This is a genomic window from Roseivirga sp. (assembly GCF_965216855.1).
Classification (GTDB): Bacteria; Bacteroidota; Bacteroidia; order Cytophagales; family Cyclobacteriaceae; genus Roseivirga.
Genome location: NZ_OZ244204.1, coordinates 2,477,670 through 2,496,738, shown reverse-complemented (window position 1 = coordinate 2,496,738; position 19,069 = coordinate 2,477,670). Strand labels below are relative to the sequence as shown.

Genomic DNA, 19,069 nt, shown 5'->3' with positions numbered 1-19,069 from the left:
GCTAAAACCGCATTCATTGAAAAATAGAAATACAGGTATAGGTAACAGGATTCATGCTGTCTGGCTGGGAATCTTTTTAGGGGGCATACTCATTTCATCGTGTTCCGAAGAAAAAGACCAACCGGCTCTGTTCAGGCGTGTTCCTATTGAAGAGTCAGGCATTGATTTTACCAATACCCTGACAGAGTCGCCCGACTTCAACATTATTGAATACCTCTATTTCTACAATGGCGGAGGTGTAGCAGCAGGAGACATCAACAATGACGGACTGATTGACCTCTATTTCACCGCTAACCAAAAACCCAATCGGTTATATCTCAACGAAGGTAACTTCAAGTTCAAAGACATCACCCAATCTTCCGGCATAAGCGAAATTGGCAACTGGTCAACCGGAGCTACCATGGCCGATGTAAACGGAGATGGCTATCTGGATATCTACTTATGTCAGGTAGGAGATTATAAAGACGCTAAAGGAAGAAATCAGCTCTTCATCAATAATCAGGATGGCACTTTTACCGAGCAGGCCGAGGCTTATGGCCTTGACTTTGTCGGGTTCTCTACACATTCCGCCTTCTTTGACTATGACAATGACGGAGATCTTGATCTCTACCTGCTGAACCACTCCATCAAAAACCCGGAGGTATTTGTGCCAATCAACGAACGCTTTGAAAATATTCCCGGGGGAGACAAAATTTACCAGAATCAACTGGCTCAGGGAGAAGACAAGTTCATCGATGTAACCCCTGAAACCGGAATCTATTCCAGTGCTCTTGGGTTCGGTCTGGGACTGGGCATCAGTGATATTAACAAAGATGGCTGGCCAGACATTTATGTCTCTAACGACTTCGCTGAAAACGACTACCTCTACTTCAATCAACAAGACGGAACTTTCAAAGAACAGCTCGAATCACATATTCAGCATACCAGCCGCTTTTCCATGGGTAACTTTGTGGCTGATATCAATAATGACGCTCAGGTAGATATTTTCACCACAGACATGCTGCCTGATGATCCGGAAATCTGGAAAAAATCTATCGGGGAAGATAAAATAGAGGTCTACCGCATCAAAGAGCAATTCGGTTATGGCGACCAGTATGTAAGAAACACCTTACAGCTAAACCTCGGAAATGGTATGTTCTCAGATATCAGCCTTTTCTCCGACAACTTTGCTACTGACTGGAGCTGGTCTCCCCTCATTTTCGACATGGACAATGATGGTTTGCAAGACATTCACATCACCAATGGCATCTATAAAAGACCTAATGACCTGGATTTTGTCAACTACATGAACAGCAATCCCGGTTCTATGGAAGACGATGAACTCGAACAAGCCAGAATCAATTCTCTGCCAACGCTAAAGATCCCAAACTATGCCGGCTTGAATAAGGGAGAAGGTCGGTTCGACAGCCAGATCAAGGACATGAGATTGGGCTTCGAAGAACCCTCTTACTCCAATGGTTCCACTTATGCCGACCTGGATAATGATGGCGACCTTGACCTGATTATCAACAACCTCGAGCAGGAAGTATTCCTTTATGAAAATCAATCGCCAAAGACCAACGGCTATCTCAACATTAGATTCAAAGGACCTCGGTTCAATGCCTTCGGTATTGGAGCCAAAGTCTATGTGACATCCTATGAGCAAATGTTCTACCGTGAGAACTTCAACTCAAGAGGTTTTCAGTCAAGTACCAGCCCCGAGCTACATTTTGGTTTAGGAGAAACAGAAGGACCTGTGAGCCTGGAAGTGGTATGGCCTGATGGCAAAACACAGCACATAGAAAAACAAGAAATTAATCAGACCATTGTGATCGATTACAATGAGGCGGAAGAGGGTAAGATTGATACTGGCAGCAAGACTCAAACCTACCTGAGCATTGCCCGCTCAGGCATAGATTACAAGCACAGGGAAGATGAATTTGACGATCATCTCAGAGAGTATCTCCTTCCTAGAAAATACGCCCATGAAGGACCTGCTATGGCCGTTGGAGATGTCAATGGAGATAAACTAGACGATATCTATTTTGGCGGAGCCAAAGATCAGCCGGCAGAACTCTGGATTCAGAAGAGAGATGGCACCATGGAACGTAAACTTGAGGTGGTCTTCGAGCAGCTACAACGAGCCGAAGATATTTCTGCCGAGTTCCTCGATGTAGATGGTGATAACGACCTCGACCTCTACATTATCAGTGGAGGAAATGAATTTCAGGATGGACATCTCTTCACTTATGACAGGATTTACCTGAATGACGGGCAAGGCAATTTCAACTTTTCTCCGGGAGCACTGGACAGAGTAGGCTCTCAAGGTAGAACCACCGCCATCGCTGACTTTGATGGTGACAGTGATCCGGATGTATTTGTCGGGTCAAATGTGGTAGCAGGAGCCTATGGACAAAATCCTCCTCACTTTCTGCTCATGAACAATGGTCGCGGATTCTTCCAAAACCAGACGCAAGCCAGAATGCCATTCTTCATGAATCTGGGAATGATCAATGCTGCTGAGGCCATCGACTTTGATGCTGATGGAGATATGGACCTTGTTATAGCTGGTGAATGGACCGGTATTCAGTTGCTGCAAAATGATGGCCGGGGAGTGTTCAGCCTGGTAGAAAACGAATTGTCCACACTCAATGGCTGGTGGTACAGTCTTCAGGTAACTGATATCAATGGAGATGGAAAGCCGGACCTACTGGCCGGAAATCTGGGACTGAACTCCAAGTTAAAAGCTTCCAAAGAAGAGCCGGTATCTCTTTATTACAGTGACCTGGATGGCAATGGGCAATCGGACCCCTTCATTTTCCATTTCCAGAATGGCAAAGAAACTCCTTTTGCCTCTCGGGATGATCTCATTAAGCAAGTTTCGGCTATCAAAAAGTTACACTCCAATTATCAGGAGTATGCCCAAAACTCAAGCCCTGAAGATATTCTGGGGGAAAAATTCCCTGAGATGCCTCATAAAACAGCAGTTGAGTTCCGTTCTATGGCATTTATCAACCAAGGTAATGGTCAGTTCAAAGCATTGGCTATGCCGGAAGTAGCGCAGCTCAGCCCGGTAATGGATATGGTAACACAGGATTTCAATGAAGACGGGAACCCCGATGTGTTGCTTTTCGGCAACCTGTATGGCTTTAGAACCGATTTTGGAAGGGCCGATGCTAAGCCCATCACGCTGCTGCTAGGGAATGGCGATGGTACATTCACCCCAACAGACGATCATACACTTAATACCGGTGAAAGCTGGGGCGAGTACCGTAAAGCAGCCAAAATTGAATTGAACGGCACCCACTACATTATTGCCATTAGAAATAACGACTCAGCAGTATTACTGAAAGTAAATTCTAACCAGTAACAGATTTCTGTGTCAGGCTTTTAAGTTTTTATCCCATATTGATGATAATAGTTCATCAACCTGACAGGTCTATGCAAAGGAGAATACTGCTTTTTCTACTTATCGCTTTAGTAATTTATGGCTGTAAACCCGCAGAATACGGCTTCAGAAAAAAAGACATCAATGCTGCTCAAAGACTCTACGGTCTCGATTTTGAGGATGAAGCTGTAGACACTATGTATAATTATCTGGGCCGGAACAAGCGCGGATATGATAACCTGAGAGAGTATTCCATAGACAATGAAACCTTTCCCGCTCTCACCTTTGACCCACATCCTTCAGGCTTCATTATGCCTCAGGGGAATCAGGAAATCCTTTTCCCGGCTGTTCCAAATGATGTGCAGCTTCCGGCTACTGATGAAGAAATTGCCTTCCTGAGCATACCCGAACTTGCCTCTCTTCTGAAGAGTCGAAAGCTTAGCTCAGAAAGACTTACCAATATTTATCTCGACCGCATTGAAAAGTTCGATGGTCAATTACAGAGCGTCATCACTGTCACCCGAGATCTCGCACTGGAACAGGCCAGAAGAGCGGATCAGGAAATAGCCTCGGGTAATTACAGAGGCATCCTTCACGGAATACCCTATGGGGTAAAAGACCTGATGGCCGTTGAAGGCTATCCTACCACCTGGGGTGCTGAACCCTACAGGAACCAGCAAATCGACTACACTGCTACTGTAGTGAAAAGACTGGAAGAACAAGGTGCCGTACTGATCGCCAAATTAGTATCAGGTTCCCTGGCGCGTGGTGATGTCTGGTTTGGTGGAAAGACTAAAAACCCCTGGGATCTGAGTCAGGGAGCCAGTGGATCATCGGCCGGGTCAGGGTCTGCCACCTCTGCTGGATTAGTAGCCTTTTCTCTGGGAACCGAAACCCTTGGCTCCATTACCTCTCCTGCAACCCGAAATGGTGTGACAGGCTTAAGGCCAACTTACGGACGAATCAGCAGGCATGGAGTGATGAGTCTCAGCTGGTCAATGGATAAAGTAGGCCCTATTTGTCGTTCTGCGGAAGACTGTGAAATTGTACTTTCAGCCATCTATGGCAAAGACCCTTTAGACCCGACAACCAACCTCGTTCCCTTTGCTACCAATTCCTCCAATCCGAGAGACTTCAAAATTGCCATACTTCAGGAAGACATTAGTTCCGACTCCACCAGTGAGTCAGGTAAAAACCTCATTGCCGCAGTTGAATTACTCAAAAAAGAGTTGAACACTGCATTTGAGTCAGTAGAATTACCTTCGGAATTTCCCTATCGCGCCTTTGACATTATTCTACGGGCAGAATCAGGAGCCTTCTTCGACCAACTGGTAAGAAGCGGAGAAGTAGACAATATGGTTGAACAAACTGAAGGCTCAAGAGCCAACTCACTAAGGCAAGCTCGGTTTATTCCGGCTGTAGAATACCTTCAGGCCAATCGTGAAAGAAGAAGATTGATTGAAGAGGTTAACCAGCTATTCAGGGATTACGATGTAATTATTGCCCCTACCTTCCGAAGCCGTCAAATGCAGATTACCAACCTTACAGGGCATCCGGTCATTTCTATTCCCACAGGCTTTGATGATCAGGGCAGACCTACCAGCATGACACTGATCGGGAATCTTTACGAAGAAGACAAAATCCTGAACCTGGCCAGGTACTACCAGCAGCTCACCTCATTTGATGACCAGCATCCGCCCCTATTCTACTCAAAAGGGAATAAGTGAGAAATTGAGGAAAAAAGTCAATCAACCCTCATTCCCAAAATGGCGCGAAATAGAGTGAAACTGACATTTTTATTCGCGATTTAGCTTGACCAAATGCCTGATAGTCATAACATTTGTAATCCTAAAGAAAGGATTAGTGATGAAGAAGTATTTTTTATTAACGCTACTAACAGCTTTAATCACCGTTACCGCGTGTGACAGTGGTGTAAAGGAACTAGCAATTGAGTCTGATGTATATCATCAGACCATGGACAAGCTATCAGATATTATTGTCCATGACATTTTTTCGCCTCCGGTAGCCAGCAGAATCTACGCTTATCCAAGCATTGCCATGTACGAAGTATTGGCAAAGAATGACCCTGGTTACAACTCCCTTGCCGGTCAATTGAATGAATTAGAATCCATTCCCGATCCAAAAGGAGAAGTCTCTTATGACCTGGCCGCATTACAGGCCTTTATTAACATTGGCAAAGCCCTTATTTTTTCTGAAGCAGATATGGAATCATATCGCGAAGAGCTTTATAAAGAATTGGGTAAAGGAGTGAATAAAGAGTTTTTCAATGCCTCTTTGGCTTATGGTGATGAAGTATCAGCTCACATATTGAAATGGGCAGATGGTGATATGTACAAGCAAACGCGTACCTATCCTAAGTTTACTGTAACCAATGACCCTACACGTTGGCAGCCAACCCCTCCGGGTTACTTTGAGGCCATCGAACCGCACTGGACACAAATCAGACCTTTTGCCATTGACTCTTCTAATCAGTTTGTTCCTGAAAGACCAACTGAGTTCAATATGGACAAGAACAGCAAGTTCTTCCAGGAGGTCATGGAAGTGTATAAAACCGGAAATGAGTTATCTCAGGAGCAGAGAGAAATTGCTTCTTTCTGGGACTGTAACCCATATGTTATGAACGTAACCGGTCACGTAATGGCAGCTACCAAGAAAATTACTCCTGGTGGGCACTGGATTGGTATCATCAAAATTGCCTGTAAGCAGGAAAACACCAATGCCATGAAAACAGCTGAGGCCTATGCCTTGACTTCAGTGGCTTTGGCTGATGGCTTTATCAGCTGTTGGGATGAGAAGTTCCGTTCTAACCTGATTCGTCCAGAAACAGTGATCAACAAATACATTGATGAAGAGTGGTTGCCTTTACTGCAAACCCCTCCATTCCCTGAATATACCAGTGGACACTCTGTTATTTCCAATGCCGCAGCGGTGGCTCTGACTTCTATCTTCGGGGACGATTTCGCTTTCAGAGATGATACGGAAGAGAAATACGGACTGACAGTAAGAGAATTCGACTCGTTCATAGATGCTTCAGAAGAGGCTGCAATCAGCAGACTTTATGGAGGTATTCACTATATGCCAGCCATCGAAAACGGAGTAACCCAAGGTAGAAAACTTGGAGGCTATGTGGTTGATAAACTTGAGCTTCGAAAAGAGGCCCTAAGCCAAAATGAAGAGTAAGCTTCGTTAAACAAAATATGCAAGCCGTTCTCCTTCCGAGAGCGGCTTTTTTTATGCCCGGGTTTCCCTGTTAATTCTATGATTTTAGCCTTGAAGTCGCTATACTTATAAGATGTGACTATTGCACTTTGGCAGCATTTGCCAACGTCACGTAACCGACAGTAATGCCTTCATTTAACCGGGGTATTACTGAAACTTAACTAATGATTGTATGGAAACGCTAGGATTAGAGCTATGGGATAAAATCATCATAGCCGTCTACCTCATTGGTATTGTAGTCTACGGTATCAAAAAAGGAAAACAAGAGAGCTCTGAAGACTATTTTCTTGCCGGCCGAAACATGGCCTGGCCCATTGTAGGTATCTCTCTCTTTGCAGCCAATATAGGCTCAAACACACTCATAGGATTGACTTCTGATGCCTTCCAGACCAATGTCGCAGTTTATAACTATGAATGGATGGCTGCTGTGGTTCTGGTAATCTTCGGCCTGTTCTTCCTCCCCTTCTACTTAAAGTCAAAGGTTTATACCATGCCGGAATTTCTGGAGCGCAGATACGATACTCGTACACGCTATCTCTTCTCCGGTATTACCATCATTGGTAATGTGATTATCGATACAGCTTCCGGCTTATATGCCGGTAACCTGATCCTGAAAATTATTTTCCCAGACTATCCTTCCTGGATGATTATTGCCTTTCTGGCGGTAGCTGCCGCGGCCTATACTATTCCGGGAGGACTTTCGTCCGTAGTTCATACAGAGGTAATACAGGCAGTGTTGCTCATCTTCGGGTCTTTCCTTGTCACCTACTATGCCTTCGATCAGGTAGGTGGCTGGCAAAACATGATCGATGGACTGAATAACCTGCATTCATCGGGAGAGCTGGAAAAAAACTCCGGTGAAGTGCTGAGCCTCATACGGCCCAACTCCGATGAAGCCATGCCCTGGCTGGGGCTGTTGTTTGGTGTCCCACTACTAGGCTTTTATTTCTGGGCCAATAACCAATTCATGGTGCAAAGGGTGCTTTCTGCCAAAGACCTCAACCATGGTCGTTGGGGAGCCCTTTTTGCCGGTTTGCTAAAGCTTCCGGTGCTCTTTATTATGGTAATTCCTGGTGTGTTAGCCATTTTACTCTTCAAAGACCTTGATATCAGTTTCCTGAATTATCAGGTACCTGTGGAGGGAGGTTTCGCTACCTGTACCACACTGAGTGACTGTCCTAACATGACTTACCCTGTGCTCATCTACAGACTGCTACCGACAGGTATTTTGGGACTCGTTATTGCAGGATTATTGGCCGCGATGTCGTCCAGTATATCTGCCACGCTGAATTCGGCTTCCACACTTATCACTATGGACTTTACCCAGAAGATCAGGCCCAATATGACCTCCAAGCAATTGGTGAGAGCCGGTCAGGTTGCCACCTGTGTACTGGTTATTTTGGCGGCAGCCTGGGCACCAATGATTGAGAGTTTTCAATCACTATGGACCTACTTACAGCAGATTCTGGCCTTTATTTCTCCACCAATTGTAGCCGCCTTTGTGATTGGTCTGTTCTACCGAAGAGCCAATGCCCAGGGTGGATTCTGGAGCCTGGTGATTTCCTACCTGCTGGTTATCAGCTGGATTATTTACTGCTTTGGCAATTATGGAGGTATCAGCACGGAAGCCACAGGAGTTCATTTCCTTTACACCGTACCTATTCTGTTTGTTATTGCCATGGTGCTCAATGTGGGGATTAGTCTTGCCACCGCAGCTCCTGATCCAGAGAAAGTCGAAGAAATGATCTGGACAAGTAAGATTTACAGAGATGAAACCAAAGAACTCAAAGGGTTACCCTGGTATAAAAACTACAGGACACTTTCTGTTCTGCTGTTAATAGTCACAGCCGCTATTGTGATTTGGTTTGCCTGATGAAGGAAGGATGTATTAGGTGCTAGGCGTTCTGAAAGTCAATCTTCTGGCAAGCAGAACTTCCTAGGTTTAATACATCCTTCAACTATTCTCACAGGGATTAAAAGTCTCCTGTTTTTTGAAACTGACTGCATAATAAAATACCTTAGGCCACCTGATTAAACAGGCCTCAAATCCATGTATAATCCTACTGCACATCTCAAGTTAAAAGAGCTTAAAGCCAGCACATTAAAAGCCTACGATGAAAAGCTTTCTGCTGACTTCCAAACACGGCTAACTGCTTTGTTTTCGGATATTTTCAGCCGTTTCGTCAAGCTATATGGAGAGCATGAACATTTTCAGCCAGCTCTTGAACTGCTGCTTCAAAAGATGGCCGAAGCCTCAATTGGCAGACCGGCCTATCTACTGAAGTCTGACTCACTAAGAGAGGAAAATCCCGGATGGTTCTGTAGTGAGGATATCGTAGCCATGATGCTCTATGTAGATCGGTTTAACAAAGATCTCAAAGGCATTATTGAAAAGCTCGACTACTTCGATGAGCTTGGTGTAAATATGCTCCACCTGATGCCGCTTTTCGATTCTCCTAAATTCAAAAGTGACGGAGGATATGCTGTCAGTAATTACAAGAAAGTAGACCCGAAGTTTGGCACCAATGCCGACCTGAAAGCAGTGACCAAGGCGCTCAAAAAATCCAATAAGCTCCTCATGCTCGATTTTGTGGTGAACCACACCTCTGACGAACACGAGTGGGCCAAAAAGGCTAAAAAGGGAGAAGCTTTCTATCAGGACTACTATTATACTTTCGATAACAAAACGGTTCCCATGCTCTTTGAGCAGGCGATGCCGGAGGTTTTTCCTGAAAGCGCTCCCGGCAACTTCACCTTCGACCAATCGATGGACAAATGGGTAATGACTGTCTTCAATCAGTACCAGTGGGATCTCAATTATACCAACCCCTATGTGTTTGTGGAGATGCTCAACAATGTGCTGACCCAGGCGAACATGGGAGTGGATATTTTCCGAATGGATGCGGTAGCCTTTGTCTGGAAGCAGATGGGCACCAGTTGTCAGAACCTGCCCAATGCCCACCAAATACACCAGCTTTTTAAGCTATGTACTCAGGTTGTAGCTCCGGGAGTTGCCTTCCTGGCAGAGGCCATTGTTACCCCTGAAGAAATCGTTAAGTACTTTGGTAGTTCAGAGGTTTGGAGCAATGAACATGACATGGCCTATAATGCCACACTAATGGCGCTGATGTGGAATTCGATAGCCACCAGAAGTACTCGGGTGATGAAAGCCAGCCTCCGCGATAAACCTAAGAAACCAAAAGGGACTACCTGGGTCAACTATGTACGCTGTCATGACGATATAGGCATGGGCTTCGAAGACCGGCATATTCAGGAGTCGGGCTTTGATCCGGCTGCACATCGAAAGTTCCTGACCAAATTCTTTACCGGAGACTTCAATGGCTCTTTTGCGAAGGGTATGCCTTTTATGTACAACCCTAAAACAGATGATGCCAGAATATCAGGAAGTCTCGCTTCTTTGGCCGGACTGGAGCAAGCCACTAAAGAAGGAAACGACCTGGGTATTAAAAGATCCATCGCCAGAATTAATCTGTTACATGGAATTATCCTCGCTTTCGGAGGTATCCCTGTCATCTATTCGGGTGATGAAATTGCCATGTTGAATGATTACTCTTTTCTGGAAGATGAGTCGAAGAGTGATGACAACCGTTGGATGCACAGACCCAAAATGGATTGGCAACTGGCCGAAAAGCGCAAACAAAAGAAAAGCCCTCAGGCACAGGTATTTCAGGCCTTACAGCACATGATCAGCCTGAGAAAGAACTGTCCTGAACTGGGAGATCACAACAATTTTAAACTCATTGAAACCTCCAACGAGCATGTCTTCGCTTTTGAAAGACAGTGGCAGGGTAAAAGCATTATGGTGGTAGCGAATTTCAGAGACGATGACCAACAGGTCTACAGTCACCTGTTATTTCCGCAAAGCCTCATCAATCCTTTTGCCATGAAGGACCTATTGACCGATCAAAAAGTACAGGTGGAAGAAGGCCGATTATACCTGGCCCCTTATCAGTTCTATTGGCTAACAAATCAATAACGACATGAAAAAAATCTGGTGGAAAGAAGGCGTAGTTTATCAGATCTACCCGAGGAGCTTTAACGACTCCAACAATGATGGCATTGGAGATATCAGAGGCATCATTGAAAAACTGGATTATATCAAATCACTGGGGGTGGATATCATCTGGTTATGTCCCGTATATGAGTCGCCCAATGATGATAACGGCTACGATATTTCCAACTATCGGGGCATTATGGCCGAATTCGGAACGATGGCTGACTTCGATGAACTGTTGGCCGGAGTACATGAAAGAGGCATGAAACTGGTAATGGACCTGGTTGTAAACCATAGTTCTGACGAGCATGAGTGGTTCATTGAATCCAGAAAATCAAAAGACAATCCCTATCGAGACTATTATATCTGGAAACCAGGTAAGCATGGAGGTCCGCCTAATGATTGGGAAGCCTTCTTCGGAGGATCTGCCTGGGAATATGACGAATTAACCAATGAATACTACCTCCACCTTTTCACCCGAAAACAACCGGATCTGAACTGGGAAAATCCGAAAGTCAGGAAAGAGGTACAGGACATTGTCAAATATTGGTTCGATAAAGGCATTGATGGTTTCCGAATGGATGTCATCTCTTTGATCTCGAAAAGACCGGAGTATACCCATATGGTATCTCCTGTATTTGAAGAAACCATTGCCAGACAGTACGCCAACGGACCTAGAATTCACGAGTTCCTTAAAGAACTGAACCGTGAAGTACTCAGCAAATACGATATCATGACCGTTGGTGAAGGCCCGGGAATTACCCTTGATCATGGTCTGGACTATGTTGGGGAAGATCGGGAAGAGCTGAATATGGTTTTCCATTTTGACCATATGTTCATTGATATGGGCAAGGGAGGCAAATTCGATCCTGTGCCTTACGATCTGGTCGAATTCAAAAACATCTTTAATCGCTGGGATGAAAAGTTGAAAGATAAAGGCTGGGGCAGCATATTTCTTGGAAATCATGATTTTCCGAGAATTGTTTCTCGCTATGGCAATGACGGCCCCTATCGTGAAAAAGCTGCCAAGTTGCTGGCTACCATGCTTCTCAGCATGCGAGGGACTCCATACGTTTATCAGGGTGATGAGATTGGTATGACCAATGTGGCTTTTCCTACGACCTATGATTACAGAGATATTGAAACCATCAACTATTTCAAGCATCTGGAATTAAATGGCGAAAATCCACTAGACCATATCCATAATGTGCACAAAATGGGCAGGGACAATGCCCGAACCCCAATGCAATGGAGTGGTGATGCGAATGGTGGATTTTCCACGGTGGAGCCATGGATCAAGTCTAACCCAAATTATGAAGAGATTAATGTGGCCAGCCAGGAAAGAAGCAAATATTCTATTCTGAACTTCTACCGTAGAATGATTCAATTCCGGAAAGACAATCAGACACTGGTTTATGGTGACTATGAGTCAGTATTAAATGAGCATCCTCAGATTTACGCCTATCGCAGGTGGGATAATGAGAACGAGTTTTTGGTGGTACTCAACTTCTCTGATCAGGAGATAGATTTTGAACCGATCATTACGGGCCTCGAACTACTTATTTACAACTATGATGATGCTACAGAAGATTTACTCATGAGAGCCTGGGAAGCTAAGCTCTTTAGAGTACATGATTAATAATTGATAATGTCTATATTTGATATATATAGACATCGATATGAATGTTAGCCTTACCTCAAAACAAGAGAAGTACATCTCGGACCAAATTGCCTCTGGCGATTATCAAAATGCCAGTGAGCTAGTTCGGGATGCCCTTAGATTACATCAGGTATATCGTGAAAAACTGATAGCCGATCTTAAGCAGGAAATTGAAAAGGGATGGGATAGCCCTACCAGTCAAAGGTCCATTAAGGATATCCTTCATTCAAAAAAGGCCTAGAGCTATTCGCTGAAATGAGTAGATATTTTTTAAGTCAAGCAGCTGATCATGACATAGAGAATATCTTTGATTTCGGAGTTTATAGGTTTGGGAGGAATCAAGCAGAAAGGTATTTGTTAGAGCTTGATGACTGTTTAACTCAATTGGCCAAAAATCCACACTTGGGAAGACCAAGACACGAGTTAAAACAAGGCTTATACAGTTTTTCGAAAAGAGCTCATGTACTTTTTTATCAGGTGCTACCAGATCATATCAAGGTGATACCTGTTCTTCATGCCCGCCAGGATATTCCCGGAAGTATCAATTTGTAATAGGCTTATCTTCTTCAGGTACAATCTCTACTTTCAAAAAAGTATGATAGTCCCTTTCATCGGCATATCTTCTTTGAAACCACATAAAGCCAGATTGGGTGCTTAATCTGTCAAACCGATAAGGCCCGATATCCAGCTTCAGCTTCCCTAAGAACCGCGATTCATCAAATAACAGATATTGCTCACTGAAATACTTCTTACCTGCTTCCTTATAAGCTTCACTCTCCCACCATCTCGATGTTTTTCGCAAGTCACGATATACCGATTCGGGAATGCCGGTATTACTTGCCAAAACAATCATCCTTCCGGTACTATGAATAAAGTAGTTAGTTCTGTACCTATCAGGTTCAAGCCTTTCTCCAAACGCAGTTGTTTCAAAATCAGGCTTAAACTCTTCAGGTAAGGCAATCTGGTTAAGAAGCTGATTGGATTCCGCGTCCCAGATATAAAGTATACTATCGCTGGCCAAAGTCTGAGCAAATTTACTGTCTTGGAGGTGGGTCATATATGGAAAGCCGCGATCAATATATCGTCCAATAGTTCTGTAAATACTAGTCTCCGGCTTATGCATAACCGGCCTGGATTCTCCATTCTCCAGGTCCATCAAATAAACCATCTTTACAGAATCCTGAAATGCCTGAGTACTTTTATCCGGTCCGGGAGGGTTGGTAATGAAAGCTACCATTTTGTCTTTGCTCCCTTCTTGATAATGAAAGTGCATTTGAGGAAATCCGCCTAATCTAGTCCAGCTATTCACCTCAATTGGATAAGAATACCGTTCAATCAGTCCATCATTTTTATCAAAGAGATAGAAGTAATTTATCCCATAAGCCATCAATTGATTTTCCCCATAAAATATCCAACCAAAATCATTGTCCCCTACATAATTAGGTCCTTCCACGTGAGGGTTAAATTGAGAGACCACATTAGCTTCTTTATCAATGACCAGTATGTCCTTTTGCGACTCAAGCAGGAATTCGCCCGTCTCATCATTGTAGTCCAGGAGTTTGACTTCAGGTAGCCAGTCAAAAGTCAATGAATCGGTGACTATGGCTTTGTAGTTCCTGATTTCTCCTGACTTTGAGGATTCATTGGATTGGGTACACGAGAAGAGAAATGCAATAAGAGTAAAGAAAAGAATATTGAGTTTGTGCTTATTTTTCATTGTAGCTTTTAATTACAGAAGGCTGATGTTTCTTTGTAAACGCTTATTTTAAAGTAATAATTATTCGAGTATGTCTGATAAACTTTGGGGAATAGATTTAGGAGGTACCAAAATTGAAGGTGCAGTATTGAAATCAAAGGAAGATCCGACTCCTTTGGTCCGAAAACGAATTGATACAGAGGCCGACAAAGGCTACCAACATGTTTTACAGAATATCAAAAGACTAATTGATGACCTGGCCGAAGAGGTGGGCGAAAGACCGGCTATTGTAGGCCTGGGCACACCCGGTGCCATAGATCCTCCAACCGGCCTGATGAAGAACAGCAATTCCCAAAGCCTGAATCATCAACCTTTCAAAGTAGATCTGGAAGCACTTTTGGGCATTCCAACACGCATGGCCAACGATGCCAATTGCTTTGCTCTGGCAGAAGCCCGTATGGGTATTGTGCCTGAGATTGATCCGGAAGCTCAGGTGGTATTTGGAGTCATTATGGGTACCGGCTGCGGTGGCGGAGTAGTCGTTAATGGAAAAGTAATCAATGGTAAGCAGGGGATTGGTGGTGAATGGGGCCATAATTTTTTGGATGAATCTGGCGGACCGTGCTACTGTGGTAAATCCGGCTGTACAGAAAAGATCATCTCAGGTACCGGACTGGAAGACTTCTATGAGCAGCAAACAGGTACGCGAAAACGCCTGAAGGAAATATTGCCCGCTGCAAGAAGTGGTGAAGACGCGGCAGCTGTCCAAACGCTGGACCGGCTGATTCACTTCTTTGGTTTAGGTATTTCAACCATCATTAATGTGCTGGACCCTGATGTCATTGTACTAGGTGGCGGTGTAGGTAATGTGGAAGAACTCTACACCCGAGGAGTAGAAGAGGCTGCGAAGTATGTGTTCAACCCCAGATTAGATACCAAAATAGTTAAGCCTAAGTTGGGAGACAGTGCCGGTGTCTTTGGTGCAGCATTTCTCTGTGAATAAAAAAGCAGCCTGATCTTACGATCAGACTGCCTGATTTGGTATTTATGTAATGACTACCTGTCTTTGGTATCAATTTTAGCTCCTTCTGGTTTTGTTGTTGCATTCTTTACATGCTCCTCCAACCAACTATCCATTTCCCAAAGCATGTGCAAAATAGATTCCTTGGCTGCATAACCATGGCTTTCTGCAGGAAGCATAACCAACCTGGCCGTTCCACCATGCCCTTTAATCGCATTGTAGAATCTTATACTCTGAATAGGGAAAGTTCCTGAGTTATTATCTGCCTCACCATGAATCATCAGCAAAGGTTCATTCACTTTATCCGCATGCATAAAGGGTGACATGTAGTTATACAAGTCTGGATCTTCCCAATAAGTACGCTCCTCTCTCTGGAACCCGAAAGGGGTCAATGTACGGTTATAAGCACCGCTTCTGGCAATGCCCGCTGCAAAAAGGTCTGAATGAGCCAATAGGTTCGCGGTCATAAAGGCACCATAGCTATGGCCTCCTACGCCTACACGGTTGCGATCTCCAACTCCCAGTTCAACCACGGCATCAATAGCTGCCTCAGCATTCATAACCAATTGCTCTCTGAAAGTATCGTTCGGCTCTTTGTCTCCCTCTCCTATAATCGGAAACTCTGTATTGGCCATCACGGCATAGCCTCTTAGCACCCAGAACAAAGGCGAACCTGAGCTCACACGGGTGAAAGAATAAGGGGTGCCTCTTACCTGTGCTGCTGTTGCCACAGATTTGTATTCTCTTGGGTAAGCCCACATTAATACGGGGAGAGGTCCGTCTTTTTCTTTATCATAACCTGCGGGGGTGTAGAGTACAGCTGTCAGATCAACTCCATCAGCACGTTGGTACTTAATGATCTCTTTGTTGACAGCAATCATTTCTGGTTGAGGATGAGGGAAGTCGGTAATAGCGGTTAAACTCCCTTTCTTCAGGTCTCTGATAAAATAATTCTGAGGGTCCTTCTCTGACTCACGAATGGTCATAATGACGTTGGCTTTCTCATCGAGGATTTCCAAAGGTCTTTCGTAGTAAGGTGCTTCAGATCTGAATAGAATCTCCTGCTTTTGATTTTTCAGGTTAAATCGACTCAGGAAAGGCCTGTCTCCTTCCGGAGAACCACCCACGCTGCTCATAAACACATGGTCTTTGTCAAATTTCAGCACATAGCGACCATATTGGTTTTTCACGGTAATGGGATTTCCCGGATCATTATAGCGATCGGTAGTAGGCCTTTCAATGATTACATCTCCAGGAGTTCCCGGCCTCGATGGATCAATAATGGTGCTTTTTTCCATCCGGTTGGCCCACCATTGTTCATTAAGCCATGCCCTGTTTTCGTCTCCCCAGACAATGCCGCCATATCTAAGACTTGTGGCCGCCAGTTTGGTGGGCTGCCCGTTGAAGGGAGCAGACTGCATATAGACAATATCTCTTTCGGTTACATCCAGGTTAGGATCACCACCATCGTTAGCTTCGGCCCAATATAAAGTCGATGGCTGGTCTGCTCTCCAGTTGACGTTACGCATGCCTTTACGGGTAGCATCAAAGCCTTTAGGCCTTACTTCATCCAAAGGAATCTGTGCCAACAGTTTCACCCTATTTCCTCTGCTATCCCAAACTTCATAGTTAAAGGGAAAGCGGGAAGCGGGTACCAGATATGAGAAAGGCTTTTGAATAGTTTCTACCAACAGATATTGACCATCGGGTGAAATATCGTATCCTTTAATAATGTCTGGTTGACCCAGGTTAGTACTATTACCATTCAGGTCGATCTTCTTCAGTTGAACCGTAGTATAATATTCGAACAGCGCTTCATCATAAGCATTTTCCAGTAAGTCCTGATAGGTACGCGATGGTGCCTCAGCACCGGCAGTCTCCTGAATGACCGGTCCTTTAGGTGCCCTTGGTCTGACGGGCTGCGGTCCTCTTCCATCCACAATAGCACTGACAATGAGCGACTGCCCGTCAGGCATCCACTCGTAAGCAGATACATAGGCATTATTCACAATGGCTTCTGTGAGCTTCTTAGCCTGTTTGGTCTCAATATTGGCTACCCACAACTCAATACCATTTTCAACAGTATGGGTAAAAGCAACTTGTTTCTCATCGCTTGACCACGATACATTGCTAATTGCCGGATTGGAAGGCATATTGGCAAAGACAAAGGTTTCACCTGTCTTGATATTCTTCAGGCTTAAGCCGGTCATTGGGTTTTGACGGCTTCTTCCATTCGTGGCAGGATTGATCCTTGTACCACCAATTCTCAGTTCAGGAGCAGAAACCTCCTCTATGCTGGGATATCCCGGTCTCTCCATCAAGAGCATCCATTCTGCTTTGGAATCAATACTTACCGCAGGAGTAGATGGCGCTTCTATCAGCTTGGCGATAACCTCAGGAGGCCTTTGATAAGTATCCTGAGCGGATAGCTTGGGTACTGTGCTAATGAGCAATGCCGTAACCAAAAGGGTAGCAGCATAAATCTTTAGTTGTGATAGCTTTTTCATGATCTATTCAATGGTTGACATACTGAATATAATCACTAATTGGCTGATTGACAGATAATTTATCCTAATGCCAGCATGTTGATGTAAATGGTTAGTTCAGCGGAGCATCTTCGGTTTGGCCAAGCTTATCAACCTTAAAGTGCATTTTTCCATCATTCATGCGATCATAAGCCGGAACGAATTTCTTCCCCCATTCAATTTCCTCTGATACGTAGCTCATACGGTCATATACCGGGCGAACATAGGTATCGTCAAAAGCCTTGAACATAACGATGACTTCTACCTGGCACTCTTCAAACCGTTCTTCCGTCCAGCCATAAATAGGGCTTTGCTCATCGATAGGATGTACAATAGTCCAGCTCATGGACAGGAAGTTAATTTTATTCCTTTCAAGCTCCACGCGTTCAAAAATCCTTCTATCATGGGCAGCATCCCAATAGGAAACAATCATATCCACCTCCAACTCAATCAATTGGTTTTTGCTGCGGTTGGCCAGCCTGAACATTAAACCATTTTCATTCCTGTAAGGAGCAACAATGGCCGTAGGACTATAAATTATATTCTGTCTTGGACGTGAAAAACGGGCGAATAATAAGCCGGTGGCAATGGCAAAAGTCAACAGGCCCACAAACGACTCGACCGCAGCAATCATACTCACGGTATTGGATAAGGGACTCAAGCTTCCAAACCCAACAGTAGTAATGGTTTGGGTTGAAAAGAAAAAGCAAGACATGAAAGAATCGAATGTACCATGGGATTGAACGCCAGAGATTCCTCCCTCTCCTGCTAAAAAGTAAAGTGTGGCAAAGAACAGATTAACTACTGTAAAGATAAGGGTGATGAGCAGCATGAAGTTGAGCCACTTCATGGCAATGAGCTCATGATACACATCGAGCGATTGCCAGAATCCCATTCCTGACTTCTTTACATTGAAGTCTCCTCCCGAAGTAATCAGCCGGGTATTTTTGGAATAACCCTTTTCTCCGAAACCTAATTCACTACTTCTTCTGTATCTCCTGGTTGTTTTTGCCATAGCCGTTACTGAAAGATAAAATGTTAAATCTTACGAAATTTTTCGTAGATAGCTTGGAACTACGAATATGTTCGTATATAATTGAAGTACGAAATAAATCGTACTATGAGAATTTTGTTACTTAGCCTCTACTTACTTTGCTCAGGAGCGGAGAAAGATCCCAAGATGGAGATTCTAAAAGATTGGATTTCCACTCAAAACGATGGAAGCACTTCAGCTATCAATCAATTCATAGACCAACACTTTTCTCCAGAGCTTAAAGAGAATATGAAAAATCGCGAGGATCATGTGGCCTTCTACAGACAAATCATAGATGAGTTTGGTGAGGTACAAGATCTGATTTTTAAGGAAATGGAGGTTACAGATACTAAGCTCAAAGTTCAGCTACTCAAAAAAGGTTACCCTCTCGCTCCGGAACCCTCTCCCGAAGAAATTCTGGTGGTGGAAATTGATGTTCTCAAGGACAATCCGAAATACCTCTCAAGAGGTCTGGGTATGGGTGCCCTCATCTGCTATATCAAAAGATAAAC

General features: G+C 44.3%; 13 protein-coding genes. 10 read left to right on the top strand and 3 right to left on the bottom strand.

All coding sequences use genetic code 11. The features are described 5' to 3' along the window. Positions 1–16 precede the first annotated feature (16 nt). The 8 genes from ACOOEY_RS11160 (at position 17) to ACOOEY_RS11125 (ending at position 12,834) form a co-directional block, all read left to right on the top strand. A complete protein-coding gene (locus ACOOEY_RS11160; protein ID WP_420384793.1) occupies positions 17–3,349 on the top strand; it encodes a VCBS repeat-containing protein in 3,333 nt (1,110 codons plus the stop codon). 71 nt (positions 3,350–3,420) lie between these two features. Next, positions 3,421–5,094, top strand: coding sequence for an amidase (locus ACOOEY_RS11155; RefSeq protein ID WP_420384792.1), 1,674 nt, complete (start codon positions 3,421–3,423; stop codon positions 5,092–5,094). A 139-nt stretch (positions 5,095–5,233) separates the two neighbouring features. After that, positions 5,234–6,568 (top strand): vanadium-dependent haloperoxidase, encoded by a 1,335-nt coding sequence (locus ACOOEY_RS11150; protein ID WP_420384791.1) that lies wholly within the window; start codon positions 5,234–5,236, stop codon positions 6,566–6,568. Positions 6,569–6,779: 211 nt separating this feature from the next. Continuing rightward, complete coding sequence (locus ACOOEY_RS11145) at positions 6,780–8,480, top strand: sodium:solute symporter (protein ID WP_420384790.1); 1,701 nt, start codon at positions 6,780–6,782, stop codon at positions 8,478–8,480. Positions 8,481–8,657: 177 nt separating this feature from the next. Next, positions 8,658–10,604 carry an alpha-amylase family glycosyl hydrolase gene (locus ACOOEY_RS11140; RefSeq protein ID WP_420384789.1) on the top strand — a complete coding sequence of 649 codons (1,947 nt, stop codon included), beginning with the start codon at positions 8,658–8,660 and terminating at the stop codon, positions 10,602–10,604. 4 nt (positions 10,605–10,608) lie between these two features. Beyond that, on the top strand, positions 10,609–12,261 hold the full coding sequence (locus ACOOEY_RS11135) for a glycoside hydrolase family 13 protein (RefSeq protein WP_420384788.1): 1,653 nt from the start codon (positions 10,609–10,611) through the stop codon (positions 12,259–12,261). Positions 12,262–12,301: 40 nt separating this feature from the next. Beyond that, positions 12,302–12,523: a type II toxin-antitoxin system ParD family antitoxin gene (locus ACOOEY_RS11130; RefSeq protein ID WP_420384787.1), complete on the top strand. Its 222-nt coding sequence runs from the start codon at positions 12,302–12,304 to the stop codon at positions 12,521–12,523. 14 nt (positions 12,524–12,537) lie between these two features. Then, the gene (locus tag ACOOEY_RS11125) at positions 12,538–12,834 is read left to right on the top strand and encodes a type II toxin-antitoxin system RelE/ParE family toxin (protein ID WP_420384786.1); all 297 of its coding nucleotides are present in this window, start codon (positions 12,538–12,540) and stop codon (positions 12,832–12,834) included. Here the strand turns inward: ACOOEY_RS11125 and ACOOEY_RS11120 are convergent. Then, positions 12,824–13,999, bottom strand: coding sequence for a hypothetical protein (locus tag ACOOEY_RS11120; protein WP_420384785.1), 1,176 nt, complete (start codon positions 13,997–13,999; stop codon positions 12,824–12,826). The genes ACOOEY_RS11125 and ACOOEY_RS11120 overlap by 11 nt on opposite strands. Before the next feature lie 70 nt (positions 14,000–14,069). Between ACOOEY_RS11120 and ACOOEY_RS11115 the strand changes: the two genes are divergently transcribed. Continuing rightward, positions 14,070–14,981: an ROK family protein gene (locus ACOOEY_RS11115; protein WP_420384784.1), complete on the top strand. Its 912-nt coding sequence runs from the start codon at positions 14,070–14,072 to the stop codon at positions 14,979–14,981. A 53-nt stretch (positions 14,982–15,034) separates the two neighbouring features. On the opposite strand, the gene ACOOEY_RS11110 is transcribed toward ACOOEY_RS11115, so the two are convergent. Continuing rightward, on the bottom strand, positions 15,035–17,506 hold the full coding sequence (locus ACOOEY_RS11110) for a S9 family peptidase (protein WP_420384783.1): 2,472 nt from the start codon (positions 17,504–17,506) through the stop codon (positions 15,035–15,037). A 91-nt stretch (positions 17,507–17,597) separates the two neighbouring features. After that, a complete protein-coding gene (locus ACOOEY_RS11105) occupies positions 17,598–18,539 on the bottom strand; it encodes an ion channel (RefSeq protein ID WP_420384782.1) in 942 nt (313 codons plus the stop codon). Between the two features lie 105 nt (positions 18,540–18,644). On the opposite strand from ACOOEY_RS11105, the gene ACOOEY_RS11100 reads away from it, so the two are divergent. Next, a complete protein-coding gene (locus tag ACOOEY_RS11100; RefSeq protein ID WP_420384781.1) occupies positions 18,645–19,067 on the top strand; it encodes a hypothetical protein in 423 nt (140 codons plus the stop codon). Positions 19,068–19,069: the final 2 nt, after the last annotated feature.